This window comes from Pseudomonas tolaasii NCPPB 2192, from assembly GCF_002813445.1.
GTDB classification, from domain to species: domain Bacteria; phylum Pseudomonadota; class Gammaproteobacteria; order Pseudomonadales; family Pseudomonadaceae; genus Aquipseudomonas; species Aquipseudomonas tolaasii.
On sequence record NZ_PHHD01000001.1, the window covers coordinates 971,840 to 997,150 of the forward strand.

The following is a 25,311-nucleotide window of genomic DNA, read 5'->3' on the forward strand; positions in this document are numbered from 1 at the left end:
GGAGCGGGCTTGCCCGCGATGAGGCCCGACCCGCCAATGCAAAACCCCTCCTTGTTCAGCTACTCTGTCTGCCTGCCCGCACCGAGCCGCCCACAAGGAAGGCCCCATGTTCGACAAACACGCCACACTCAAACAGCACTTCAGCGCCCTGCGCACCCGTGCCGAATTCTTTTCCCTGCGTTATGTGCGCGAATCCGGCCAGTACCTGTCGGTGCGCAAAAACGTCGCCGAACCACCGCACCTGAACCACGATGAAGGCGCCATGCTCACCGTGCGCCTCAATGGCGTGGAAGCCTATGCCGCCACCAACGACATTTCCCTGGCCGGCCTGCAAGCCGCTCTCGAACGTGCCGAAGCGCAGGCCCGGCTGATCAAGCCTCACGCGCTGCTCGACCTGCAAACGCAGCACGTATCCGGCGACGTCGCCGACTACCTGTCGCCCGACCTCGACCAACCCTTCCCGTCCCTGAGCGACTGCTACCAATTGCTCGGCAGCGAGTCCGCCGCCGTGCCCAAGGACGAGCGCCTGGTGAGCTGGGAAGTCAGCCTGGGCCTGACCCACGTCGAACAGATCTACCTCAACAACGCCGGCGCCGAATTGCGTCAGGCCCAGCGTTTCGTGTTCCCCGGCGTCAACGTCACCGCGTACGACGGCAATGACAGCCAGACCCGCACCCTGGGCGGCAGCAACTTCGGCCAGCAAGGCGGCTTTGACGTGATCAACCGCTTCGGCCTGATCGGTGCCGCGCCGCGCATCGCCGATGAAGCCCTGCAACTGCTGCTCGCGCCGAACACCCCCAACGGCCCGCGCGACCTGCTGCTGATGCCTGACCAGATGATCCTGCAGATCCACGAATCCATCGGTCACCCGCTGGAGCTGGACCGCATTCTCGGTGACGAGCGCAATTACGCCGGTACCAGCTTTGTGAAAGCCAGCGACTTCGGCCACCTGCAATACGGCTCGCCTTTGCTCAACGTGACCTTCGACCCGGACATTCCGGAACAACTCGCCAGCTATGGCCATGACGACGAAGGCACCCCGGCGAGCAAGCAATTCCTGATCCGCGAAGGGCTGCTGCTCAAGCCGCTGGGCGGTGCGCTGTCGCAATTCCGTTCGGGCATGAGCGGCGTGGCCAACAGCCGCGCCTGCAGCTGGAACCGCCCGCCGATCGACCGCATGGCCAACCTGAATATCGAAGCCGGCGACAAGAGCCTGCCGCAACTGATTGGCGGCATCGAAAACGGCATTCTGATGTCCACCAACCGGTCGTGGTCCATCGACGATGCGCGCAACAAATTCCAGTTCGGCTGCGAATGGGGTCAGTTGATCGAAAACGGCGAGCTCAAGGGCGTGGTGAAAAACCCCAACTACCGGGCGATTTCCGCGCAGTTCTGGCGCAACCTCAGCGCGGTCGGTGACGCCAGCACCTTCAAGGTGCTGGGCACGCCGAACTGCGGCAAGGGTGAGCCGAACCAGGTGATCCGCGTGGGCCATGCCTCGCCCGCCTGTGTGTTCAGCCATGTCGACGTATTTGGGGGAGAGGCCTGATGAATAACTTCAAGGCACTGGTGGACTGGCTCAAAGAGGCTGTCACCGACAAGGAAAAATTTCACCTGGGCTACGCCGATGAGGCGTCCGAATTCGTGCGTTTCAACCATGGCCAGGTGCGCCAGGCCGGGCAGGTGCAACAGGCCAGCCTGAATCTGAAACTGATCGACGACGGCCGCCACGCCGACCTGGGCATTACCTTGTCCGGCGAGCCGGAACTGGATCGCCAACGCCTGGCCGATGGCCTGCAGCAACTGCGCGAAACCCTGCCGTTGCTGCCGCAGGACCCGTACCTGCTACTGAACCACAACGCCTGGCAGAGCAATAACGAACAGACCCGCCCCTTGCCGGAACTGGCTCAGGTACTGGAAGACATCAGCCGCGCCGCCGACGGCGTGGACCTGGTCGGCTTCTACGCTGCCGGCCCGATCACCCGTGGTTTTGCCAGCTCGGACGGCGCCTTCGGCTGGCACCGCGCCAACAGTTTCAACTTTGATTTCAGTCTGTTCCACGCCAACGGCGAGGCGGTGAAAGCCAGCTACGCCGGGCACACCTGGAACAGCGCCGAGTTCGCCGCACGCTTCCAGCAAGCCCGCGAACAGCTGGAATTCCTCGGCCGCCCGCTGCACACGCTGGCGCCGGGGCAATACCGCGCCTACCTGGCCCCGGCGGCGCTGGAAGAAATCATCAGCATCATCACTTGGGGCGGTTTTTCTGCCCAGGCCATCGCCAGCAAAGGCAGCTCGCTGCAAAAGCTGTATGCGGATGAGCAATCGTTGAGTCCGCTGGTCACCGTCAGCGAGCAGATCAGCGGCTCCCTCAGCCAGGCGTTTTCCACCGAGGGTTACCCGCGCGGGGATGTGACGCTGATCAAGGAGGGCAAGGCCGAGGGGCAGTTGATCAACTCGCGCAGTGCCGCCGAATACGGCCTGAGCACCAACGGCGCCAGCAGCGATGAATCCCCGAGTGCCCTGCAAGTGGCGCCGGGCAGCCTCGCCCAGGCCGATATCCTCAAGCAACTGGGCACCGGGCTGTACATCAGCAACCTGTGGTACCTGAACTACTCCGACCTGCCAGCGGCCCGGTTGACCGGCATGACCCGCTTTGCCACGTTTTGGGTGGAAAACGGCGAGATCAAAGCACCGGTCAGCACCATGCGGTTTGATGACAGTGTGTACAGCCTGCTCGGTTCACAACTGGAGGCGCTGACGGCTGAACGGGAGTTGCTGCTGTCGGCGAGTACGTATAGCCAGCGCAATACCGCCTCAAACCTGTTGCCGGGCGCATTGGTAAAACGCCTCACCCTCACGTTGTAAACACACCCGACAATGTGGCAACCGGCTTGTGAGGGAGCCGGGCTTGCCCGCGATGCAGGCACCGAGGTGTATCAGTCACGCTGGGGTGATGCCATCGCAGGCAAGCCAGCTCCCACACAAGCCCGCTCCCACAGGGGTTCTCGCCGCATTCATACATCGTTGTCCCTCCCAGTCCTACCGCCCTTTCTCTTCTTCTCTGCCCGCGCAAGCGGCCGGTTGTCGCCTGTAAAAAACCTCGTTATAAGGGTTAGTGGCATCCCGCCATATCACCCACGTGCGCGCACGTGTGCACGACCTTGCCTCGGAGTGGGCAAGTTGGAGCGTTGACATGAACCATGGAAGTTTTGTCATTGAAAAGCTGTTCAAGCACTACAACGTTCACATCGAGAGACTGGGCAACGACCCGACTAAAAAGACCGTCCTGTTGGTCAACGGGGCGCTGTCTACCACTCGCTCATTTGCCCGTACCAGCAAGTGCCTGGCCGAGCATTTCAATGTGTTGCTGTTCGACCTGCCGTTCTCCGGCTACTCGCGCGAGCACAATACCGACCTCGACCTGGTGACCAAGGACGACGAAGTCCAAATCCTTCGCGCGCTGGTGGAGCGCTTCGAGGTTAACCACCTGGTGTCGGCCTCCTGGGGCGGCATCTCAACGCTGCTGACCCTGGCCCACAACCCGCCCTCCATCGAAAGCTCGGTAGTGATGGCCCTCGCGCCCAACCTCAACCAGGCCATGCTCGACTACGTGGAACGGGTGCGCGTGCTGATCGAGGCCGATGACAAATCCGCCGTCGGCCACCTGCTCAACGAAACAGTGGGCAAATACCTGTCGCCACGCCTCAAGCGCAATAACCACCGCCACCTGTCGAACATGGCCACCACCGAGTACCGCCAGGCGCGCTTTCATATTCACCAGGTGCTGGGCCTGGGCGATGGCAACTACCTGCCGGCGCTCAGGCAAATTGAAACCCCGGTGCATTTCCTCAATGGCACGCTCGACGAATACACCCCTGCCGCCGATGCGCTGCTGTTCAAACAGTACGTGGGCCGCAGCAGTTTTTCTGTGGCCGAGCACACTGGCCATTTGCTGGACCTGGAGTCTCGCGAAGCCGCGCTGTCGGTGCACCGCGCCTTGCTGGATTTCCTGGTGGGCAAGCACGCAAAGTTGTCAGATTTAGACGAACCGCCTGTGGGAAAAGGAGCGACGGATGGCGCATAATCGCGACACATAGCCTGCTAACAAAAGGGTTCACATGCCGAATCGCGCCCCGCTCGACGCCAAGACCGCCCGCTGGCTGCCCTGGGTGGTGGCGATTGCCTTCTTCATGCAGTCGCTGGACGGGACGATTCTGAACACGGCACTGCCGGCCATGGCCCGGGACCTCGCGGAAAACCCGCTGCGCATGCAAGGGGTGGTGATCGCCTACATGCTCACCGTCGCCTTGCTGATCCCGGCCTCGGGCTGGGTGGCCGACCGCTTCGGCACCAAGAAGATCTTTTTCGGCGCAATCATGCTGTTCAGCATTGGCTCGCTGCTGTGCGCGCTGTCCAGCAGCTTGACGATGTTGGTGGGTGCGCGGGTCATCCAGGGTTTGGGCGGCGCGTTGATGCTGCCGGTCGGGCGGCTTGTCGTGCTACGGGCTTACCCGCGCTCCGAACTGGTGCGCATCATGGGTTTCATCACCATTCCCGGCCTGCTCGGCCCCCTGCTCGGCCCGACCATGGGCGGCTGGATGGTGCAATACCTGACTTGGCACTGGATCTTCCTGATCAACCTGCCGGTGGGCATGGTCGGCTGCTACGCCGTGTGGAAACTCATCCCCGACCTGCGCGGCAGCGAGCGCACGCGGTTCGACAGCATGGGCTTTGTGCTGTTTGGCGCGGCGATGGTGTTGATCACCATCGCCATGGAAGGCCTGGGCGAACTGCACCTGCCGCACCTGCGGGTGATGTTGTTGCTGTTCGGCGGGCTGGCGTGCCTGGCGGCGTACTGGCTGCGCGCCGGGCATATCGACAACCCGCTGTTTTCGCCGGTGCTGTTCAAGACCCGCACCTTTGCCGTGGGTATCCTCGGCAACCTGTTCGCGCGACTGGGCAGCGGCGCCCTGCCGTTTCTGGTGCCCTTGCTGTTGCAGGTGGCGCTGGGCTATTCGCCGTCGGAAGCCGGCATGAGCATGTTGCCGCTGGCGGCGGCGGCGATGTTCGCCAAGTCCATCGCCCGCACCCTGATCGAGCGCTTGGGCTACCGCATCGTGCTGACCGGCAACACGCTGTTCCTGGGCATCATGCTCGCCAGCATGGGCCTGGTCAGCGAACACACGCCCTACCCGCTGCTGTTGTGCATGCTGGCGATATTGGGCGCGATCAACTCCCTGCAATTTACCGCCATGAACACCGTCACCCTGATCGATCTTGACGACGCCCAGGCCAGCAGCGGCAACAGTTTGCTCTCGGTGGTGGCGCAATTGTCCCTGAGCCTGGGCGTGGCTTGCGCCGGTGCGCTGCTCGGCGGGTTTACCGCTGAAGCCGGCAACGACGGCGTAAGCACGGTGCTGGGTGCCTTCCAGCTGACCTTCCTTACGGTGGGCATCATGGCGATGCTGGCGGCGGCGATCTTCCTGCAACTGTCGCCTACCGACGGCAAACGGGTGATCAACCGCGAGCACGATCTGGAGCATTAACCGGCTTCCCGTCTAGAACTTGCGGGGAAAACCCTGCGGGGCTGGTACACTGCGCAACATTTTGTTTTGCAGAGCCAGTCCCGTGACTACCATCGCCACCGCTTTTAATACTTTGCCCCTGTCCGCCGCCATGCTGGCTAACCTCGACTCGCTGGGTTACGTCGAGATGACGCAGATCCAGGCGCAAAGCTTGCCGGTGATCCTCAAGGGGCTGGACCTGATTGCCCAGGCCAAGACCGGCAGCGGCAAGACTGCCGCCTTCGGCATCGGCCTGTTGAACCCGATCAACCCGCGCTACTTCGGCTGCCAGGCCCTGGTGATGTGCCCGACCCGTGAGCTGGCCGACCAGGTCGCCAAGGAAATCCGCCGCCTGGCCCGTGCCGAAGACAACATCAAGGTACTGACCCTGTGCGGCGGCGTGTCCCTCGGCCCGCAGATCGCCTCGCTGGAACATGGCGCCCACGTGATCGTCGGCACCCCGGGCCGCATCCAGCAGCACCTGCGCAAGGGCTCGCTGGTACTCGACGGTTTGAACACGCTGATCCTCGACGAAGCCGACCGCATGCTCGACATGGGCTTCTACGATGCCATCGAAGACATCATCAGCAAGACCCCGCCGCGCCGCCAGACCCTGCTGTTCTCGGCCACCTACCCGGTGAGCATCAAGCAGTTGGCGTCCAAGTTCATGCGCGCGCCGCAACAGGTGAAGGCCGAAGCGTTCCACTCCGATGACCAGATCGAGCAGCGTTTCTACGAGATCTCGCCGGAAGAGCGCATGGACGCAGTGACCAAGGTCTTGGCGCACTTCCGCCCGGCCTCCTGCGTAGCGTTCTGCTTTACCAAGCAGCAAGTGCAGGAAACCGTGGATCACCTGACGGCCAAAGGCATTTCCGCCGTCGGCCTGCATGGCGACCTGGAACAGCGCGACCGCGACCAGGTGTTGGCGATGTTCGCCAACCGCAGCACCTCGGTGCTGGTAGCCACCGACGTGGCCGCCCGTGGCCTGGACATTGACTCGCTGGACATGGTGATCAACGTCGAACTGGCCCGCGATTCGGAAATCCACATTCACCGCGTGGGCCGTACTGGCCGCGCCGGTGAGACCGGCCTCGCCATCAGCCTGGTGGCGCCGTCCGAAGCGCACCGCGCCCAGGCCATCGAACAACTGCAGAAAACCCCGCTGAACTGGGACCAACTGGACAACCTCAAGCCGCAGAGCGGTGGCCCGTTGCTGCCGCAGATGAGCACGCTGTGCATCGCCGCCGGCCGTAAAGACAAGGTGCGTCCGGGCGACATCCTCGGCGCGCTGACTGGCGAAGCCGGGATTCCGGGGGCCCAAGTGGGCAAGATCGCGATCTTTGACTTCCAGGCCTTCGTGGCCGTGGAACGCGGAATCGCCAAGCAGGCGTTGCAGCGTTTGAACGACGGCAAGATCAAGGGCCGTTCGTTGCGCGTTCGCATCCTGTAAGAACCCCACATATTTACTGTGGGAACCGAATCAATGTGGGAGCTGGCTTGCCTGCGATAGCGATGGTGAATTCACCGCCGCTATCGCAGGCAAGCCAGCTCCCACATTTGATTGCATTTCATATTAAGTTTTTGTGAGGACATTGCTTTGCGCTCGACCGAAGTTGTGATCATTGGCGCCGGCGCCGCAGGCTTGATGTGCGCACTGACCGCCGCCGGGCGTGGGCGCAAGGTGATGTTGATCGACCACGCCAACAAGGCCGGCAAGAAGATCCTGATGTCGGGCGGTGGCCGCTGCAATTTCACCAACATGTACACCGAGCCCGCCAACTTCCTCTCGCACAATGCGCACTTCTGCAAATCCGCGCTGGCGCGCTACACCCAGTGGGACTTCATCGGGCTGGTGGCCAAACACGGCGTGCCGTACCACGAGAAGAAACTCGGCCAGCTGTTCTGCGACAACAAGTCCAGCGACATCCTCGGCATGCTGCTCGACGAATGCATCCAGACCGGCGTCAGCCTGCACCTGGACACTTCAATCCAGGAAATCGCCAAGATCGACGCTGGCTATCAGTTGCAGACCACCCTGGGTGAGCTGCGCTGCGAATCCCTGGTGATCGCCACCGGCGGCCTGTCGATTCCGACCCTGGGCGCCACCGGCTTCGGTTATCAGGTGGCCAGGCAATTCGGCCACGAGCTGCTGCCGACCCGCGCCGGGCTGGTGCCGTTCACCATCACCGATCAGCTCAAAGACCTGTGCGGCGAGCTGTCCGGCACCTCGGTGGACTGCCTGGTCAGCTGCAACGGTCAGAGTTTTCGCGAAAACATCCTGTTTACCCACCGCGGCCTCAGCGGCCCGGCGATCCTGCAGATTTCCTCTTACTGGGAAACCGGCGACACGGTGGAAATCAACCTGCTGCCCGACCACGACGCCCACACCTGGCTGCAACAGCAGCAGGCCGAGCGCCCGAACAGCGAGCTGAAAACCCTGCTGGGCGAGATATTCACCAAGAAAATGGCCAACCTGCTGGCCGAAACCTGGTTTGTGTCCAAGCCGATGAAGCAATACACCCACGCCGAAATCGCTGATATCGCGCAGAAACTGGGCAGTTGGCAACTGGTGCCGGCGGGCACTGAAGGCTATCGCACCGCCGAAGTAACGCTGGGTGGCGTGGACACGCGGGAAGTGTCGTCCAAGACCATGGAATCGCTGAAAAGCCCGGGCTTGTACTTTATCGGCGAAGTGCTGGATGTGACCGGTCACCTGGGTGGGTTCAACTTCCAGTGGGCCTGGGCTTCGGGCTACGCCGCTGCGCAATACATCTGATGGATGCACTCGTTGATCGTTCCCACGCTCTGCGTGGGCATGCATCCCGGGACGCTCCGCGTCCCAAGAGCGGACGCAGAGCGTCCATGGCGGCATTCCCACGCAGAGCGTGGGAACGATCATCCAAAATTTTGCTGCCAGATGTGATCGCCACGCTTGCCGTGACGTCATTACTGGCTCAATTTAGCGGCATCGTCCCGGAAGACTCCAGACTTCATGTCATCGACCTCGTTCAAGCAGTCCATGCGGCGCCTGTGGGCGCTGGATAAATTCAGTTACAGCGTACGGGTATTCATCGCCCTCACCGGCAGCATGGCGCTGTGCTGGTATCAAGATGAAATGACGCTGCTGATCCCATTGTTTCTGGGGATTATCGCCAGCGCCCTGGCCGAGACCGATGACAGCTGGCAAGGCCGCCTGAATGCCTTGGCGGTAACGCTGGTGTGTTTCAGCGTTGCCGCGCTGTCGGTCGAATTGTTGTTCCCCTACCCCTGGATCTTCGCGATCGCCCTGGCCCTGGCGAGTTTTTGCCTGACCATGCTCGGCGCCCTGGGCGAACGTTATGGTGCGATTGCCTCGGCGACGCTGATTCTGTCGGTGTACACCATGATCGGTGTGGACCAGCGCGGTGGCGCCGTCACCGATTTCTGGCATGAGCCGCTGCTGCTGGTGGCCGGCGCCGCCTGGTATGGCGTGCTGTCGGTGCTGTGGCAGGCGCTGTTTTCCAATCAGCCGGTGCAGCAGAGCCTGGCGCGCCTGTTTCGCGAGTTGGGGCGCTACCTCAAGCTCAAGTCTTCATTGTTCGAGCCGATCCGCCAGCTGGATGTGGAAGCCCGGCGCCTGGAATTGGCCCAGCAAAATGGCCGTGTCGTTGCGGCACTGAATGCGGCGAAGGAAATCATCCTGCACCGCGTCGGCAATGGTCGGCCGGGTTCGAAGGTCAGTCGTTACCTGAAGCTGTATTTCCTCGCGCAGGACATCCACGAGCGCGCCAGTTCCTCCCACTACCCTTACAACGCGCTGGCCGAAGCCTTCTTCCACAGCGACGTGCTGTTCCGCTGCCAGCGCCTGTTGCGCCAGCAAGGCAAGGCCTGCCAGGCGCTGGCCGAGTCGATCCAGCTGCGCCAGCCCTTCATCTATGACGACAGTTTCGCCGAAGCGCTCGGCGACCTGAACGCGTCGCTGGAACACCTGCGCATCCAGAGCAACCCGGCGTGGCGCGGCCTGCTGCGCTCCTTGCGGGCGCTGGCGGCCAACCTGTCGACCCTCGACCGCCTGCTGGGCGACGCGAGCAACCCTGACGCCCTGGCCGATGCCACCGACAGCAGCCTGCTCGACCGTGCACCCCGCAACCTCGGCGAAATGTGGACGCGCCTGCGCACCCAACTGACGCCGACGTCCTTGCTGTTCCGCCACGCCCTGCGCTTGCCGCTGGCGCTGATGATCGGCTATTGGATGGTGCACCTGATCCACCCGTCCCAAGGCTACTGGATCATCCTCACCACCCTGTTCGTGTGCCAGCCGAACTACGGCGCCACGCGGCGTAAGCTGGGCCAGCGGATTATCGGCACCGCCATCGGCCTGACCGTGGCCTGGGCGCTGTTCGACCTGTTCCCCAGCCCGCTGGTGCAATCGATGTTCGCCATCGCCGCCGGCCTGGTGTTCTTTATCAACCGCACCACGCGCTACACCCTGGCCACGGCGGCGATCACCTTGATGGTGCTGTTCTGCTTCAACCAGGTGGGCGACGGCTACGGGCTGTTTGTGCCGCGCCTGCTCGATACCTTGCTCGGCAGCCTGATTGCGGGCCTGGCGGTGTTCCTGTTCCTGCCGGACTGGCAAGGCCGGCGCCTGAACAAAGTGCTGGCCAACACCCTGACGTGCAACAGCATTTACCTGCGCCAGATCATGCAGCAGTACGCCGCCGGCAAGAGCGACGACCTGGCCTATCGCCTGGCACGGCGCAACGCTCACAACGCCGACGCGGCGCTGTCCACCACGCTGGCCAACATGCTGATGGAGCCGGGGCATTTCCGTAAGGAAGCCGACGTGGGCTTCCGCTTTCTGGTGCTGTCGCACACCCTGCTCAGTTATTTGTCAGGGCTGGGTGCGCACCGCGAGACGCAATTGCCGGCCGAGGTGCGTAAGCATTTGATCGACGGCGCCGGGAACTCACTGGCGGCGAGCATTGATGAAATCGCCACGGGGTTGGCAAACAAGCAGCCGATTGCGATTCAGAGTGATGCCGAAGAAGCCCTGGCGGCGGACCTTGAGCAGATGCCGGACGAGATCGATGAAGGGCAGCGGCTGGTGCAGACCCAGTTGGCGTTGATTTGCCGGCAGTTGGGGCCGTTGCGCACACTGGCGGCGCATTTGATCAAGGATACCAGCGAGGCTTAGGCCGTCATCGCAGGCAAGCCAGCTCCCACACTTGAAAGTGTTCACAAATCAAACGTGTGGGAGCTGGCTTGCCCGCGATGGAGGCCTGAAGAACCCTACATCCCATGCGCCTTCATCAACCGCGCATAACTGCCATCCGCCTTCATCCTGGCAATTTCCCGATCGAAGCTGGCGACAATTCGCTCATGCTCGGGGTTCTTCAGACTGACCAGAATATGCAGGCTGTTCTCGCTCAACGGCTTGCCCAGAAACTCCACCGAGTTGCGCACCCTGGGCGACTCACGCGCCAGGTAATAGCGGGCGACATACTCATCTTCAAGGGTCAGCCGCACACGCTGCGCCGCGAGCATGCGCACGGCCATGGCGAAGTTATGCACCGGTACTTTATTCAGCAGCGTGTCCTGGTCAAAAGGCGCCGAATAGGCATAGCCGCGCACCACGGCAATGGATTCGTCGTGCAGCTGTTCAAGGTTTGTGTAGTCGATGGGGTCGTCACGGCGCTTGATAAAACGCACGCGGTTGAGCAAGTACTCGCCGGAAAATTGCCCCAACTGCGTGCGTGATTCGTCGTACCACGCGTTGACCAGCACATCGTAGCGACCATCGCCCACGCCCATCAACGCGCGCGCCCAGGGCACCTGCTCGAAATCGCTGGCATAGCCCGCGCGGGCCAGCGCCGTAGTCACGATATCGGTGGCCAGCCCGCCATTGACCAGTGTGGAGTCGGTAAAGGGCGGCCATGCATCCGCGACCAGCCGCAGGCGTTGTGCAAAGGCAGGCTGGGCCAGCAATAACGCTACGATCAAAGCAACGGCACGAGAAAATCGCGGCATGCTCAAAGTCCTTGGCGGGCAGGCGATGGCCTGATAACAGTAGCTCATCAATGAGCCTGCATTGCAGATTACACAAACACGCCGGCGGTGCCCGCACTGAATGATGGCAAATTGACGCCATTCACAAAAAATGCACTTTTTAGACAGCACCGCCCGTCGCGCTTACTATCCGGTTCAGCCACTTAAACAAGAGAACACACCATGACGGTCGACTGGGTCTGCAAACATCACAATGACTTGGGCAAAGAGCAGCTGTACGCGATTTTGCGCCTACGCAACGAGGTTTTCGTCGTCGAGCAGAAATGCGTGTACCAGGACCTCGACGGGCAGGACCTGTCGAGCGACACCCATCACCTGATGGCCTGGCACAACGACGAACTGGTGGCCTACCTGCGCCTGCTGGACCCGGAAACCCAGGGCGGCGACGTAGTGATTGGCCGGGTGATCGTGGCGCCGGTGGCGCGTGGTACCGGGCTGGGGCATCAGATGATGGAAGAAGCGCTCAAGCGCATCGAGGATATCTGGCCGCAGACTCCGATTTTTCTGTCAGCCCAGGCGCACTTGCAGGGCTATTACGGGCAGTACGGGTTTGGGGTGGCGGGTGAGGAATACCTGGAGGATGACATTCCACATATTGGTATGCGTCGGGCCTGAATACGCCATCGCAGGCAAGCCAGCTCCCACAGTTTGATTTGCGAATACTTCAAGTGTGGGAGCTGGCTTGCCTGCGATGGGGCCATACCCGTCACCCCTCTTATTCAGGGATAGCCCAACACCTGCTTGATCACCAGCAGATTCGCCTCGATCCACCGCCGATCAATCGCCCCCCAACTGCGAATCCGATAATGCCCCGCGTGGTTGCGGGCACCGTCTTCCTGCTCAAACTCACACACGATATCCAGATCCGCCAGCGCCGCAATCGTGTCCTGCGCCGTGCGTCGTGGCATGCCGGTGACGTCGGTCAGCGCCGGGACGCTGCTGGCCTGCTGGCTGTCGATCAAATACGCCACATACAGACGGCGGTAAAAACTGCTTTTGGTCTTGCTCACTTCCATGGTGGGTCGCCTGTTGTGGTTAGGGCTTGCACTGCAAATCGCGGTACGTGAGGTACACCCGCAGGTCGAATTCCACCTGGTGGTAGCCCGGCATCATGTATTCGCAGAGTTTGTAGAAGGCCTTGTTGTGGTCCGATTCCTTGAAGTGCGCCAGCTCGTGCACCACGATCATGCGCAAAAACTCCGGCGCCGCCTCCTTGAACAATGAGGCGATGCGAATCTCTTTCTTGGCTTTGAGGTTGCCGCCCTGCACCCGCGAAATCGTGGTGTGCAGGCCCAGGGCGCGATGGGTCAGGTCCAGGCGGTTGTCGAACAGTACCTTGTCGATGGCCGGCGCGTTGCGCAGGTGTTCCTGCTTCAAGGCCAGGGCGTAGCTGTACAAGGCCTTGTCGCTCTGCACCCCGTGGCGCTCGGGGTAACGTTGTTCCAGGTAAGCGCCCAACTGGTCTTTGGCGATCAATTGGCGCACTTGCTCCTGAAGCGCGGCGGGATAGGCCTGGAGGTATTTCAGCGTGGTCATGGGGTCTGCAACAGATTCGGGTGGCCGCCAGTGTAGCGAATTCAAAGCAGACGGGGGTGCGACCACGCGAGCATCTCGTCTGCCATCAACGGCTGCGCCGCCCACGGCCCCTGAACAAACGAACAGCCATTGGCCTTGAGCCAGCGTGTCTGCTCCTGGGTTTCCACACCTTCAGCAATCACCAGCACATCGAAATGCCCGCACAGTTGAATGATGCTGCGCGCCATTGCGGCATCCTTTGCCGAGCCAGGCAGACGCGCGACCAGTTGCGGGTCCAGTTTGAGTGTGTCGAACGCCAGGTCTCGCAGGTGGGCCAGGGAACACTGGCCGCAACCGAAGTCATCCAGCGCAATGCGGATGCCGATCTGGCGCAGCAACTTGAGCTGCTTGGCCGACTCCTCAAGGTTGCTCATCAGGCAGTCTTCGCCGATTTCCACCTCCAGTTGCCGACCGTGCAACCCATGTCGCTCAAGCACCTGCTGCAGTTGAGTGGCCAGGTTGGGCATATTGAACTGGCTGCTGCTCAGGCTCACGCTCAACACCAGTTCTTCTTCAAAATTGGCTTTCCACGCCTGACGCTGAGCGGCGGCCTGCTGGTAGATCCAGGTGCTCAACTGGCTGATCAACCGTGCCTCTTCCAGCAAGGGTAAAAACAGCCCTGGCGGCACATCGCCAACACTGGGGTGCTGCCAGCGCAACAGCGCCTCTACGCCGCGCAAGCGCCCATCCTCCAGCGAGACCTGTGGCTGATAGACCAGGGTGAAATCCTTGTTCTGGATTGCCGTGCGCACGCTGTCTTCGAGCATCAGCCGCGAACGCGCGCGGCCATTCATTTCCTGATCGTAATAGCGATATTGCTGGCGCCCCGCGCGCTTGGCTTCGTACATGGCGATGTCGGCTGCACGCAGCAAGCCGTTCAAATCGGAGCCGCAATCCGGGAACGTGGCGATGCCGATGCTCACGCCGAGCATCACTTCCAGGCCGTCGACCTGCTGGCACACCGACACCCGTTCGATCAGTTTTTCCGAAATCTTCGCCGCCTGCTCGGGAAATTCCAGCTCCAACAGTGCGGTAAATTCGTCGCCGCCCATGCGCCCGAGAATGTCGTAGGAGCGCAAACACGCCTGCATCTGCTCCGAGACCCAGCGCAACACCCGGTCGCCGGCGTCATGGCCCAGTGAGTCGTTGACCCGTTTGAAACCATCGAGGTCCAGGTACAGCAACACCAGTGATTGCTCGTTGCGCTCACTGCGCAACAAGGTGTTTTCCACGGCCTGATGGAAACCCCGCCGGTTCAACAGCCCGGTTAGCGGGTCCGTCACGGCCTGGAATTCCAGTTGCTGATGCAGATGACGCACCTCGGACATATCCAGCACCGTCACCACCATGGCCTTCTGCTCGGCGGGCAAGGGCGCGCTGGACAAGGCCACCGGCACCTGCTGGCCACGCCCGGTGCGCAAAATGGCGTCGTGCTGGCGCCATGTTTCCCCTTTGCGGTAGGCCTCGTACATCGGAAAGCTCAGCCAGGCCGGCACATGGGGTTTTTGCAGGAAGCTCAGGAAACTCTCGCCCTGCAACTCGGCCATGGTGGCATTGAGCAGCCGCGAAATAGCCGGGTTGGCGTACTCGATCACACTGCCCTCGCCCACCACCAAAATCCCTTCGGCGGCGTTGTCCAGCACCGACGCATTGAAGGCGCGGGCGGATTCCAGGTCATGGCTCAGGCGCTGCAAAGCCCGGCGATTGCGCTGGTGCTCCAGCAACGCCTGGACCTTGGGCTTGAGGATATTGGGGTCAAACGGCTTGAACAGGTAATCGACGGCGCCGCTGGCGTAGCCTTCCTGCACGGCGGCGGGCGATTGGGCATTGGCCGTGAGAAAGATAATCGGGGTCATGCGTGTGCGCTGGCTGCCGCGCATCAGGCGCGCCACTTCAAAACCGTCCATGCCGGGCATGCGTACATCCAGCAGCACCAGGTCGACTTCGTGGGCCAGCAGTAATTCCAGGGCTTCCAGCCCGGAAGCGGCGGTGATCACCCGCCAGTCTTCCCGCTGCAGAAGCGCGCGCATGCTAATCAGGTTTTCCGGGTAGTCATCAACCACCAAAAGAACCGAACTGCCATCGCCGTGGTGTGGGGCGCCATCCATGCTACGTCTCTTCCTTAAGAAACTGCACCGGTCACTTCTGATAAAAAGACCGGACAAACACTGAGGCCTCACTCTAGCCCCGGTTCCAAAAAAGCAGAAGTGAAGTGGGTGCCATCATTGCGCCAAAGCCGAGGCAGCCGACTAACGGTCAAGCCCCACAAGCCCCGCCGTGCGCGAAACATGGCTTTTTGGCATTCCTCTGACGCCAATAAATTGCCAGCAATTGTTTAACAACCGGACGAGCACCGCCTATAAAGAACCTGTAAGGCCCCCGGGCCAAAGCTTTCACCCTCTGTAAAAGGCCAACGCCATGATCGACCTTTCCACCTGGAACCTGAGCATTCCCGTCGGCTCGCCGCCCGCGACCATCAACACGCCAAAATTGATGAGCGGCTTCAAGGACCAGTATTTCCAGGCCGAAGGCAGCAACGTGCAATTCTGGACCCCGGTGACCGGCACCCGCACCGAAAACGCCATCTACCCGCGCAGCGAACTGCGCGAAACCTACGCCGACGGGCGCCTGCGCAACTGGGCTTACCCCGACGCCGACAACTTTCTGCGCGCCACCCTGACCGTCAACCAGGTGCCCTCCACGGGCAAGGTCGTGATCGGACAGATTCACGCCTACGACAGCCAAAAACCCCTGATCAAACTCGAATACCAATTCAAGGAGAAGACCCAGACCGGCAACATCGTCGTCAAAGTCCGCATGCACCCGGATGACGGCGAAGGCCGCGTGATCACCGTGGCGTCCAATGTGCCGCTGGAAAAGAGCTTCACCTACGTGATCAACCTCAACAAGGCCGGGCTGCTCAGCGTGTATGCCGCCGATGGCGAATGGAACGAACGCATCGGCGCGGCGTGGGGCGCCCGGCAGCTGTATTTCAAGGCGGGGGTGTACGTGCAGGACAACAGCGGCAACAGCAAGGAAGGCGCGCGGGTGACGTTTGCCAAGCTCGATATTGATCATGAGTAAGCGACTCGTAACCTGTGGGAGCCGGACTTGCCCGCGATGGCCGACTCTCAGTCGATACATTCGGTGACTGATACCCCGTCATCGCGGGCAAGCCCGGCTCCCACAGGGGTTTGGCGTGTTCGAGGCATCGCCCACAAAAAAGCCCGCATCGCTGCGGGCTTCTTTTTAAAACGCTGAGGCTTAGTTCACCTTGGCGTTCAACTCACCTTTCAGGTAACGCTGGTACATCGCTTCCAGCGAGATCGGCTTGATCTTCGAAGCGTTGCCGGCAGTGCCGAAAGCTTCGTAGCGAGCGATACACACATCACGCATGGCGGTCACGGTGGCGCCGAAGAATTTACGCGGGTCGAATTCGCTCGGGTTGGTGGCCATCAGGCGACGCATGGCGCCGGTGGACGCCAGACGCAGGTCAGTGTCGATGTTGACCTTGCGCACGCCGTACTTGATGCCTTCGACGATTTCTTCAACCGGTACGCCGTAGGTTTCTTTGATGTCGCCGCCGTACTGGTTGATGATCGCCAGCCACTCTTGCGGGACCGAGGAAGAACCGTGCATCACCAGGTGGGTGTTCGGGATGCGTTTGTGGATTTCCTTGATGCGGTCGATGGCCAGCACGTCGCCGGTCGGTGGCTTGGTGAACTTGTAGGCGCCGTGGCTGGTGCCGATGGCGATAGCCAGGGCGTCAACTTGGGTTTTTTTCACGAAGTCAGCGGCTTCTTCCGGGTCGGTCAGCATTTGGCTGTGATCCAGCACGCCTTCAGCGCCGATACCGTCTTCTTCGCCGGCCATGCCGGTTTCCAGGGAACCCAGGCAGCCCAGCTCGCCTTCAACCGACACGCCGCAGGCGTGAGCCATGGCCACGGTTTGTTGGGTCACGCGTACGTTGTACTCGTAGTCGGTCGGAGTCTTGCCGTCTTCGCCAAGGGAGCCGTCCATCATCACCGAGCTGAAGCCCAGTTGGATGGAACGCTGGCACACGTCAGGGCTGGTGCCGTGGTCCTGGTGCATGCACACCGGGATGTGCGGGAATTCTTCGATGGCGGCGAGGATCAGGTGACGCAGGAACGGCGCGCCGGCATATTTGCGGGCACCGGCCGAAGCCTGGACGATCACGGGGGAGTCGGTCTTGTCAGCGGCTTCCATGATGGCGCGCATCTGCTCAAGGTTGTTGACGTTAAAGGCTGGGACGCCGTAGCCGAACTCGGCTGCGTGGTCCAGCATTTGACGCATGCTGATAAGTGCCATTGTGTTGTCTCTCCCGGTCGAGGGTCGTTAATCGTGCAAGCCTGCCGTAGCGGCGGCTGCTATTCAAGTTATTGCAGATCAAGGGGTTAAGGCTTGCGCTGCTGAATCGTTATTGCTGGTGTGGCGAAGTGCAAATGCCACGGTGAAGCAGATCAATGTGGGAGATGGCTTGCCTGCGATGGCGGCGAACCAGTCGAAATGTGTTTTGCTGACCCACCGCCATCGCAGGCAAGCCAGCTCCCACACTTGATCTTCAGAGACCTCACTATTGAGCTTTACAGCCCCGCCCAATCAAATCGTCTGTGGCCACCCAGTAAACCAGGCCTTCCTCACCTTTTGTGTGAAACGCCAATTGGCCGTCGCTATACAGCACGCCCGAAGCGGCAACTTCCTGCTTCAGGCGATAAACCTGGTCGGAACCGCCGAGGCGTACATCCACCTCGGATTTGGCCTGATTAGCAAAGCGCCAGTTGACCTCAGCCTTGCTGTCGCAGGTCCAGGTGGTCCACTTGTCGGCAGGCTCTGCCTTGTTGAACATGTTCATGCTGCTGCAGCCGGCCAACAGGGCCGCGGCTGCCAGGGCGAAAACGCCTTTCATTGCCAAACCTCGCAGGGCGGCCCAAAGCCGCCAGTTGATCAGACCCGTCAAGGGCAACCCTGTTCCTGACCGTTGGGCGCGGCGTCGTATTTCTCCAGGCGCTCGTTACCGATGCGCTTGTTGATCACCGGCATGGTCTCGGCTTGCCAGTCGGCCTGGTAGCAACCTTTTTTCTGCGCAGGCCCGGGCTTTTCGGCCTCGGGCACCGCGCTTGACGTGCTGCCGCAACCGGCCAACAGGCCCGCCGCGATCACCAGTGCCAACGACTTGATCATGGGAATGCTCCTTTTCCGGATCACGAGCCTTAGCCTTTGGCTCGGGTTTCCAACACTTCAACGGCTGGCAGGACTTTGCCTTCGACGAACTCCAGGAATGCGCCGCCACCGGTAGAAATGTAGGAGATTTGCTCGGCAACGCCATATTTATCGATGGCGGCCAGGGTGTCGCCACCGCCGGCAATGGAGAACGCCGAGCTTTCTGCGATCGCTTTGGCCAGTACTTTGGTGCCGTTGCCGAACTGGTCGAACTCAAACACGCCCACCGGGCCGTTCCACAGGATGGTCCGGGAGGCTTTCAGCAGTTCGGCGAAGTTGGCTGCGGTTTGCGGGCCGATGTCCAGAATCATGTCGTCGGCCGCCACATCGGCGATCAGCTTGACGGTGGCTTCGGCGCTTTCGGCAAATTCCTTGGCAACCACCACGTCTACCGGCAGCGGCACGCTGACTTTGGCGGCGATGGCGCGGGCGGTGTCGAGCAGGTCCGGCTCGTACAGGGACTTGCCCACCGGGTGACCGGCTGCAGCCAGGAAGGTGTTGGCGATGCCGCCGCCGACGATCAACTGATTGCAGATCTGGCTCAGGCTGTTGAGCACGTCCAGCTTGGTGGATACCTTGGAGCCGGCCACGATGGCTGCCATCGGTTGGGCTGGAGCGCCCAGCGCCTTGCCCAGTGCATCCAGCTCAGCCGCCAGCAACGGGCCAGCCGCAGCAACCTTGGCGAATTTGGCCACGCCGTGGGTCGAGCCTTCAGCGCGGTGGGCGGTGCCGAAGGCGTCCATCACGAACACGTCGCACAGCGCAGCGTATTGCTGGGCCAGTTCGTCGCTGTTCTTTTTCTCGCCCTTGTTGAAGCGCACGTTTTCGAACAGCACGACGTCGCCGGCTTTCACGTCAACGCCGCCCAGATAGTCAGCCACCAGCGGCACGTCACGGCCCAGGGCTTTGCTGAGGTAGTCGGCTACGGGCTTGAGGCTGTTTTCGGCGGAGAACTCACCTTCGGTCGGGCGACCCAGGTGGGAGCAGACCATCACGGCCGCGCCTTTTTCCAGGGCCAGCTTGATGGTCGGCAGCGAGGCCAGGATTCGCGCATCGCTGGTGACAACACCGTCCTTGACTGGGACGTTGAGGTCTTCGCGGATCAGTACGCGCTTACCTTGCAGATCGAGGTCGGTCATCTTCAACACGGTCATGGGTCGCAGTTCCTGAATTACTGTTGAGGTTGTTTAGAGGCGATGTGCAGATAATGTTCCGCAACATCCAGCATGCGGTTGGCAAAACCCCATTCGTTGTCGAACCAGGCCAGGATGTTCACCAGCCTGGGGCCGGAAACGCGGGTCTGGCTGGCATCGACAATCGCCGAATGCGGGTCGTGGTTGAAATCACAACTGGCGTGGGGCAACTCGGTGTAGGCCAAAAGCCCCTTGAGCGGGCCGCGGGTGGCGGCGTCGCGCAGAATCCGGTTGACCTCCGTCGCGTCGGTGTCGCTGACGGTCTGCATAGTGATGTCCAGGCAAGACACGTTCACCGTCGGCACCCTTACGGCTTTGGCCTGGATTCGCCCGGCAAGTTCCGGCAAAAGCCGTTCAATGCCGCGCGCCAGGCCGGTGGACACCGGAATCACTGACTGAAACGCCGAACGCGTGCGGCGCAGGTCTTCGTGGTGATAGGCGTCGATCACCGGCTGATCGTTCATCGCCGAGTGGATCGTGGTGATCGACACATAATCCAGGCCAATCGCCTGATCCAGCAGGCGCAAGAGCGGCACGCTGCAGTTGGTGGTGCAGGAGGCGTTGGACACCAGCAGCTCATCGCCGGTCAGGCAATCCTGGTTGATGCCGTAGACGATGGTGGCGTCGACATCCGCCTCGCTGGCCATCGGCTGGGAAAACAGCACACGCGGCGCGCCGGCGTCGAGAAAACGCTGGCCATCGGCACGGGTGTGGTAGACACCGGAACATTCCAGCACCAGGTCGACGCCCAGCGCTTTCCAGTCGATGCCTTCGGGGGTGGCACTGCGCAAGACCTGCACGCAGTTGCCATTAATGTGCAGACAATCGCCCTCAACCCGCACTTCGCCGGGGAAGCGGCCGTGGGTGGAGTCGAAGCGTGTCAGGTATTCGATGCTGGCCATGTCGGCCAGATCATTGATCGCGACAATTTCAAACCCGGCCGCCGCCCCTCGCTCGAACAGAGCACGCAAGACGCAACGACCAATGCGGCCGTAGCCGTTGAGTGCAACTTTGTAGGGACGCGGTTGAGGCATGGGGTTCTCGATCAATGTTCGTTCAGTGTTGAAGGTGCTGACGCCATCGCGGGCAAGCCCGCTCCCACATTAGACCGCGATCCAAATGTGGGAGCGGGCTTGCCCGCGATAGCGCCAGTACACACAACGCAGACTGACTTAGTCTTCCAGCAGCTCTTCAGCCTGACCCAGGATGTTTTCCAGGGTGAAACCGAATTCTTCAAACAAGGCTGGCGCCGGCGCCGACTCACCGTAGGTGGTCATGCCGATCACGCGACCTTCCAGGCCCACGTACTTGTACCAGTAGTCGGCGTGGGCCGCTTCGATGGCGATACGCGCGCTGACCTGCAATGGCAATACCGACTGCTTGTAGCCGGCATCCTGGGCTTCGAACACGCTGGTGCAAGGCATGGACACCACGCGAACGTTGCGGCCCTGGGCGGTCAGCTTGTCGTACGCCTGAACGGTCAGGCCCACTTCGGAACCGGTGGAGATCAGGATCAGCTCCGGCTCGCCGATGCAGTCTTTCAGCACATAACCACCACGGCTGATGTCGGCGATCTGCGCGTCGGTACGCGCCTGGTGCTGCAGGTTCTGACGCGAAAAGATCAGCGCCGAAGGGCCGTCCTTGCGCTCGATGGCGTGCTTCCAGGCCACCGCGGATTCCACCGCGTCGGCCGGGCGCCAGGTGTCCAGGTTCGGCGTGGTACGCAGGCTGGTCAATTGCTCGACCGGCTGGTGCGTCGGGCCGTCTTCGCCCAGGCCGATGGAGTCGTGGGTGTACACATGGATCACACGCTTCTTCATCAGCGCAGCCATGCGCACGGCGTTGCGCGCATATTCCATGAACATCAGGAAGGTCGCGCCGTAAGGCACCAGGCCGCCGTGCAGGGATACGCCGTTCATGATGGCGCTCATGCCGAACTCACGTACGCCGTAGTACATGTAGTTGCCGCTGGCGTCTTCAGCCGACACGCCTTTGCAGCCTTTCCACAGGGTCAGGTTGGAACCGGCCAGGTCGGCCGAACCGCCGAGGATTTCCGGCAACAGCGGGCCAAAAGCGTTCAGGGTGTTCTGGCTGGCTTTACGGCTGGCGATGGTCTCGCCCTTGGCCGCGACTTCGGCGATGTAGGCCGAGGCTTTTTCCGAGAAGTCGGCCGGCAGGTCACCGGCGAGGCGGCGTACCAACTCATTGGCCAACTCAGGGAATTCGGCGGAGTAGGCAGCAAAACGCTGGTCCCACTCGGCTTCGGTCGCCAGGCCTTTTTCCTTGGCATCCCATTCGGCTGCAATATCAGCCGGAATTTCGAACGGGCCGTAGTTCCACTTCAACGCTTCGCGGGTCAGGGCGATTTCCGCGTCACCCAACGGGGCGCCGTGGCAGTCTTCTTTGCCCTGCTTGTTCGGCGAACCGAAACCGATGGTGGTCTTGCAGCAGATCAGGGTCGGCTGCGCGCTCTTGCGGGCGGTGTCGATGGCGGTCTTGATTTCTTCCGGGTCGTGACCGTCGACGTTGCGGATCACCTGCCAGTTGTAGGCTTCGAAACGTTTGGGGGTGTCATCGGTGAACCAGCCTTCGACTTCACCGTCGATGGAGATGCCGTTGTCATCGTAGAAAGCAATCAGCTTGCCCAGGCCCAGGGTACCGGCCAGGGAGGCGACTTCGTGGGAAATGCCTTCCATCATGCAGCCATCACCCAGGAACACGTAGGTGTGGTGGTCGACGATGTCGTGGCCGGGGCGGTTGAACTGTGCGCCCAGGACTTTCTCCGCCAGCGCGAAGCCAACGGCGTTGGCCAGGCCCTGGCCCAGGGGACCGGTGGTGGTCTCGACGCCTGGGGTGTAGCCGAATTCCGGGTGGCCCGGGGTACGGCTGTGCAGCTGACGGAAGCTTTTCAGGTCGTCGATGGTGACGTCGTAGCCGGTCAGGTGCAGCAGCGAATAGATCAGCATCGAGCCGTGGCCGTTGGACAGCACGAAGCGGTCACGGTCGGCGAACGACGGGTTGCTCGGGTTGTGTTTCAGGTAGTCACGCCAAAGCACCTCGGCGATATCCGCCATGCCCATCGGGGCACCGGGATGGCCGCTGTTGGCTTTTTGCACGGCATCCATGCTGAGGGCACGAATAGCGTTGGCACGCTCACGACGGCTGGGCATCGCTGATCTCCTGGAGTTGAATAAAAGAAACGGAAAAAAGGACCGGCATTTTCCCTCAGCCACCGCCTGCGGGCAATGACAGATAGTCACTTGAGGGTGATTTCCTGTGCATTGCAACGCAATCGCCTGCAGAAACCCTGCCCGCATTCGTCTAAAAGTTATAGCGGCTGCTTATAACTACCGATTATCGACCAATATCAAAACTTTTTGATATTGACCTTGCGGTGCTTTCCCCCCGTCACTAGACTGCTGGCCTTATGAACCTACCCGTGCCCTCCCTGCGTCCCGACGACGGCGATGACCTGGCAGCCTTGTGCAAGGCCGCCGGCGATCCGTTGCGCCTGAACGTATTGCGCGCACTGGCCAACGACTCCTTCGGCGTACTGGAGCTGGCGCAAATTTTCGCCATCGGCCAGTCCGGCATGAGCCACCATTTAAAGGTCTTGGCCCAGGCCGACCTGGTCGCCACCCGCCGCGAAGGCAATGCGATCTTTTACCGTCGCGCCCTGCCCCACACCGAGCTGCTGGGCGGCAAATTGCACGCTGCGCTGCTTGAAGAAGTGGATGGCTTGAGCCTGCCGGGCGACGTGCAGTCGCGCATCAGCCAGGTCCACGGGCAACGCGCCGCCGCCAGCCAGGATTTTTTCTCACGGGTCGCCGAGAAGTTTCGCGCCCAGCAGGACCTGATCGCCGGGCTGCCCCAATACCGCGAAAGCGTACTGGCGCTGCTCGACAAGCTGAGCTTCAGTGATGAGGCGACCGCACTGGAAGTCGGCCCCGGCGACGGTGGTTTTCTGCCGGAACTGGCACGCCGCTTTCAGCAGGTCACCGCGCTCGACAACAGCCCGGCGATGCTCGAACTGGCGCGCCAGCTGTGCGAGCGTGAAGCACTGGGCAACGTCAACCTGCAGTTGGCCGATGCCCTGAATGACACCAGCCTGCGGGCCGACTGCGTGGTGCTGAACATGGTTTTGCACCATTTCGCCGCCCCCGCCGACGCCCTCAAGCAAATGGCCGGGTTGCTGCACCCCGGCGGTAGCCTGCTGGTTACGGATTTATGCAGCCACAACCAGAATTGGGCCAGGGAGGCCTGCGGTGATCTCTGGTTGGGTTTTGAACAGGACGATCTGGCCCGTTGGGCCACCGCTGCGGGACTCGTTCCCGGGGAAAGCCTCTATGTAGGTTTACGTAATGGTTTCCAGATCCAGGTCCGCCATTTTCAGCGACCGGCTGGCGACACTCACCATCGGTAAATATCAGGAAAACATCGAGATGAGCGAATACTCCCTTTTCACCTCCGAGTCCGTGTCTGAAGGGCATCCGGACAAAATCGCCGACCAGATTTCTGATGCGGTGCTGGACGCCATCATTGCTCAAGACAAGTTCGCCCGCGTGGCGTGCGAGACCCTGGTGAAAACCGGTGTAGCGATCATCGCTGGCGAAGTGACCACTTCGGCCTGGGTCGATCTGGAACAGATCGTCCGTGATGTGATCACCGACATCGGCTACAACAGTTCCGACGTGGGCTTCGACGGCGCGACCTGCGGCGTGATGAACATCATCGGCAAGCAGTCCCCCGACATCAACCAGGGTGTGGACCGCGCCAAACCTGAAGATCAGGGCGCCGGCGACCAGGGCCTGATGTTCGGCTACGCCAGCAACGAAACCGACGTACTGATGCCGGCCCCCATCACCTTCTCCCACCAGTTGGTGCAGCGCCAGGCCGAAGCCCGTAAAAACGGCCTGCTGCCGTGGTTGCGTCCGGACGCCAAGTCCCAGGTCACCTGCCGTTACGATGGCGGCAAGGTGGTGGGCATCGACGCGGTCGTGCTGTCGACCCAGCACAACCCGGACGTTTCCTACGCCGATCTGCGTGAAGGCGTGATGGAGTTGATCGTCAAGCACGTGCTGCCTGCCGAACTGCTGACCAAAGACACCCAGTTCCACATCAACCCGACCGGCCAGTTCATCATCGGCGGCCCGGTGGGCGACTGCGGCCTGACCGGCCGCAAGATCATCGTCGACAGCTACGGCGGCATGGCCCGTCACGGCGGTGGCGCCTTCTCGGGTAAAGACCCGTCCAAGGTTGACCGTTCGGCGGCTTATGCCGGCCGTTACGTGGCCAAGAACATCGTGGCGGCCGGCTTGGCTGAGCGTTGCGAGATTCAGGTTTCCTACGCGATTGGTGTAGCCCAGCCTACATCGATTTCGCTGAATACCTTCGGCACCGGCAAGATCAGCGATGACAAGATCATCAAGCTGGTGCGTGAGATCTTCGACCTGCGCCCGTACGCCATCACTACCATGCTCGACCTGCTGCACCCGATGTACCAGGAAACCGCAGCCTACGGCCACTTCGGCCGTACCCCTGCGCAGAAGACTGTCGGCGACGACACCTTCACCACGTTCACCTGGGAAAAAACCGACCGCGCCAACGACCTGCGTACCGCCGCCGGCCTGTAAACGCTCACGGTACACAAAGCCCCGCCAGGTTTGCCTGGCGGGGCTTTTTTCATGGCC

21 protein-coding genes are annotated in these 25,311 nt (G+C 61.5%); 11 read left to right on the plus strand and 10 right to left on the minus strand.

Annotation, left to right across the window (positions count from 1 at the left end):
* Positions 1-106 precede the first annotated feature (106 nt).
* From ATI14_RS04520 to yccS, 7 genes are all read left to right on the plus strand, one after another.
* On the plus strand, positions 107-1,549 hold the full coding sequence (locus tag ATI14_RS04520; RefSeq protein WP_016972883.1) for a TldD/PmbA family protein: 1,443 nt from the start codon (positions 107-109) through the stop codon (positions 1,547-1,549).
* The gene (locus tag ATI14_RS04525) at positions 1,549-2,865 is read left to right on the plus strand and encodes a TldD/PmbA family protein (protein ID WP_016972884.1); all 1,317 of its coding nucleotides are present in this window, start codon (positions 1,549-1,551) and stop codon (positions 2,863-2,865) included. Before ATI14_RS04520 ends, ATI14_RS04525 begins: the two co-directional genes overlap by 1 nt.
* 328 nt (positions 2,866-3,193) lie before the next feature.
* Positions 3,194-4,084: an alpha/beta fold hydrolase gene (locus ATI14_RS04530; RefSeq protein WP_016972885.1), complete on the plus strand. Its 891-nt coding sequence runs from the start codon at positions 3,194-3,196 to the stop codon at positions 4,082-4,084.
* 34 nt (positions 4,085-4,118) lie between these two features.
* Positions 4,119-5,546, plus strand: a complete 1,428-nt coding sequence (mdtD, locus tag ATI14_RS04535) for a multidrug transporter subunit MdtD (RefSeq protein ID WP_016972886.1) — start codon at positions 4,119-4,121, stop codon at positions 5,544-5,546.
* Between the two features lie 130 nt (positions 5,547-5,676).
* Positions 5,677-7,014, plus strand: a complete 1,338-nt coding sequence (gene dbpA, locus ATI14_RS04540; RefSeq protein WP_231124433.1) for an ATP-dependent RNA helicase DbpA — start codon at positions 5,677-5,679, stop codon at positions 7,012-7,014.
* 147 nt (positions 7,015-7,161) lie between these two features.
* Positions 7,162-8,340 carry a BaiN/RdsA family NAD(P)/FAD-dependent oxidoreductase gene (locus tag ATI14_RS04545; protein ID WP_016972888.1) on the plus strand — a complete coding sequence of 393 codons (1,179 nt, stop codon included), beginning with the start codon at positions 7,162-7,164 and terminating at the stop codon, positions 8,338-8,340.
* 216 nt (positions 8,341-8,556) lie between these two features.
* Positions 8,557-10,740 carry a YccS family putative transporter gene (yccS, locus tag ATI14_RS04550; protein ID WP_080520145.1) on the plus strand — a complete coding sequence of 728 codons (2,184 nt, stop codon included), beginning with the start codon at positions 8,557-8,559 and terminating at the stop codon, positions 10,738-10,740.
* A 95-nt stretch (positions 10,741-10,835) separates the two neighbouring features.
* On the opposite strand, the gene ATI14_RS04555 is transcribed toward yccS, so the two are convergent.
* Entirely contained in the window at positions 10,836-11,573 is a 738-nt protein-coding gene (locus ATI14_RS04555) for a substrate-binding periplasmic protein (protein WP_016972890.1), read from the minus strand.
* A gap of 201 nt (positions 11,574-11,774) precedes the next feature.
* Here ATI14_RS04555 and ATI14_RS04560 point away from each other — a divergent pair, with 201 nt between their 5' ends.
* Positions 11,775-12,227, plus strand: a complete 453-nt coding sequence (locus ATI14_RS04560) for a GNAT family N-acetyltransferase (RefSeq protein WP_016972891.1) — start codon at positions 11,775-11,777, stop codon at positions 12,225-12,227.
* 104 nt (positions 12,228-12,331) lie between these two features.
* On the opposite strand, the gene ATI14_RS04565 is transcribed toward ATI14_RS04560, so the two are convergent.
* The 3 genes from ATI14_RS04565 to ATI14_RS04575 are packed head-to-tail and all read right to left on the minus strand — an operon-like array spanning position 12,332 to position 15,295.
* Positions 12,332-12,628 (minus strand): winged helix-turn-helix domain-containing protein, encoded by a 297-nt coding sequence (locus ATI14_RS04565; RefSeq protein ID WP_016972892.1) that lies wholly within the window; start codon positions 12,626-12,628, stop codon positions 12,332-12,334.
* A 19-nt stretch (positions 12,629-12,647) separates the two neighbouring features.
* The gene (locus ATI14_RS04570) at positions 12,648-13,148 is read right to left on the minus strand and encodes a M48 metallopeptidase family protein (RefSeq protein WP_016972893.1); all 501 of its coding nucleotides are present in this window, start codon (positions 13,146-13,148) and stop codon (positions 12,648-12,650) included.
* A 41-nt stretch (positions 13,149-13,189) separates the two neighbouring features.
* Positions 13,190-15,295 carry a putative bifunctional diguanylate cyclase/phosphodiesterase gene (locus ATI14_RS04575; protein WP_016972894.1) on the minus strand — a complete coding sequence of 702 codons (2,106 nt, stop codon included), beginning with the start codon at positions 15,293-15,295 and terminating at the stop codon, positions 13,190-13,192.
* A 310-nt stretch (positions 15,296-15,605) separates the two neighbouring features.
* Here ATI14_RS04575 and ATI14_RS04580 point away from each other — a divergent pair, with 310 nt between their 5' ends.
* Positions 15,606-16,271 carry a polysaccharide lyase family 7 protein gene (locus ATI14_RS04580; RefSeq protein ID WP_016972895.1) on the plus strand — a complete coding sequence of 222 codons (666 nt, stop codon included), beginning with the start codon at positions 15,606-15,608 and terminating at the stop codon, positions 16,269-16,271.
* A gap of 180 nt (positions 16,272-16,451) precedes the next feature.
* Here the strand turns inward: ATI14_RS04580 and fba are convergent, their stop codons facing one another.
* The 6 genes from fba to tkt form a co-directional block, all read right to left on the minus strand.
* Complete coding sequence (gene fba / locus ATI14_RS04585; protein ID WP_003177554.1) at positions 16,452-17,516, minus strand: class II fructose-bisphosphate aldolase; 1,065 nt, start codon at positions 17,514-17,516, stop codon at positions 16,452-16,454.
* 265 nt (positions 17,517-17,781) lie between these two features.
* The gene (locus ATI14_RS04590; protein ID WP_031320176.1) at positions 17,782-18,114 is read right to left on the minus strand and encodes an MliC family protein; all 333 of its coding nucleotides are present in this window, start codon (positions 18,112-18,114) and stop codon (positions 17,782-17,784) included.
* 47 nt (positions 18,115-18,161) lie between these two features.
* Positions 18,162-18,389 carry a hypothetical protein gene (locus tag ATI14_RS04595; RefSeq protein WP_016972897.1) on the minus strand — a complete coding sequence of 76 codons (228 nt, stop codon included), beginning with the start codon at positions 18,387-18,389 and terminating at the stop codon, positions 18,162-18,164.
* Between the two features lie 29 nt (positions 18,390-18,418).
* The gene (locus ATI14_RS04600; protein WP_016972898.1) at positions 18,419-19,582 is read right to left on the minus strand and encodes a phosphoglycerate kinase; all 1,164 of its coding nucleotides are present in this window, start codon (positions 19,580-19,582) and stop codon (positions 18,419-18,421) included.
* A 17-nt stretch (positions 19,583-19,599) separates the two neighbouring features.
* Positions 19,600-20,655: an erythrose-4-phosphate dehydrogenase gene (gene epd, locus ATI14_RS04605; protein WP_016972899.1), complete on the minus strand. Its 1,056-nt coding sequence runs from the start codon at positions 20,653-20,655 to the stop codon at positions 19,600-19,602.
* A gap of 138 nt (positions 20,656-20,793) precedes the next feature.
* Positions 20,794-22,791 (minus strand): transketolase, encoded by a 1,998-nt coding sequence (tkt, locus tag ATI14_RS04610; protein ID WP_016972900.1) that lies wholly within the window; start codon positions 22,789-22,791, stop codon positions 20,794-20,796.
* 257 nt (positions 22,792-23,048) lie between these two features.
* On the opposite strand from tkt, the gene ATI14_RS04615 reads away from it, so the two are divergent.
* Both ATI14_RS04615 and metK read left to right on the plus strand, forming a co-directional pair.
* Complete coding sequence (locus ATI14_RS04615) at positions 23,049-24,044, plus strand: ArsR/SmtB family transcription factor (RefSeq protein WP_016972901.1); 996 nt, start codon at positions 23,049-23,051, stop codon at positions 24,042-24,044.
* Between the two features lie 19 nt (positions 24,045-24,063).
* Positions 24,064-25,254 (plus strand): methionine adenosyltransferase, encoded by a 1,191-nt coding sequence (gene metK / locus ATI14_RS04620; protein WP_016972902.1) that lies wholly within the window; start codon positions 24,064-24,066, stop codon positions 25,252-25,254.
* Positions 25,255-25,311: the final 57 nt, after the last annotated feature.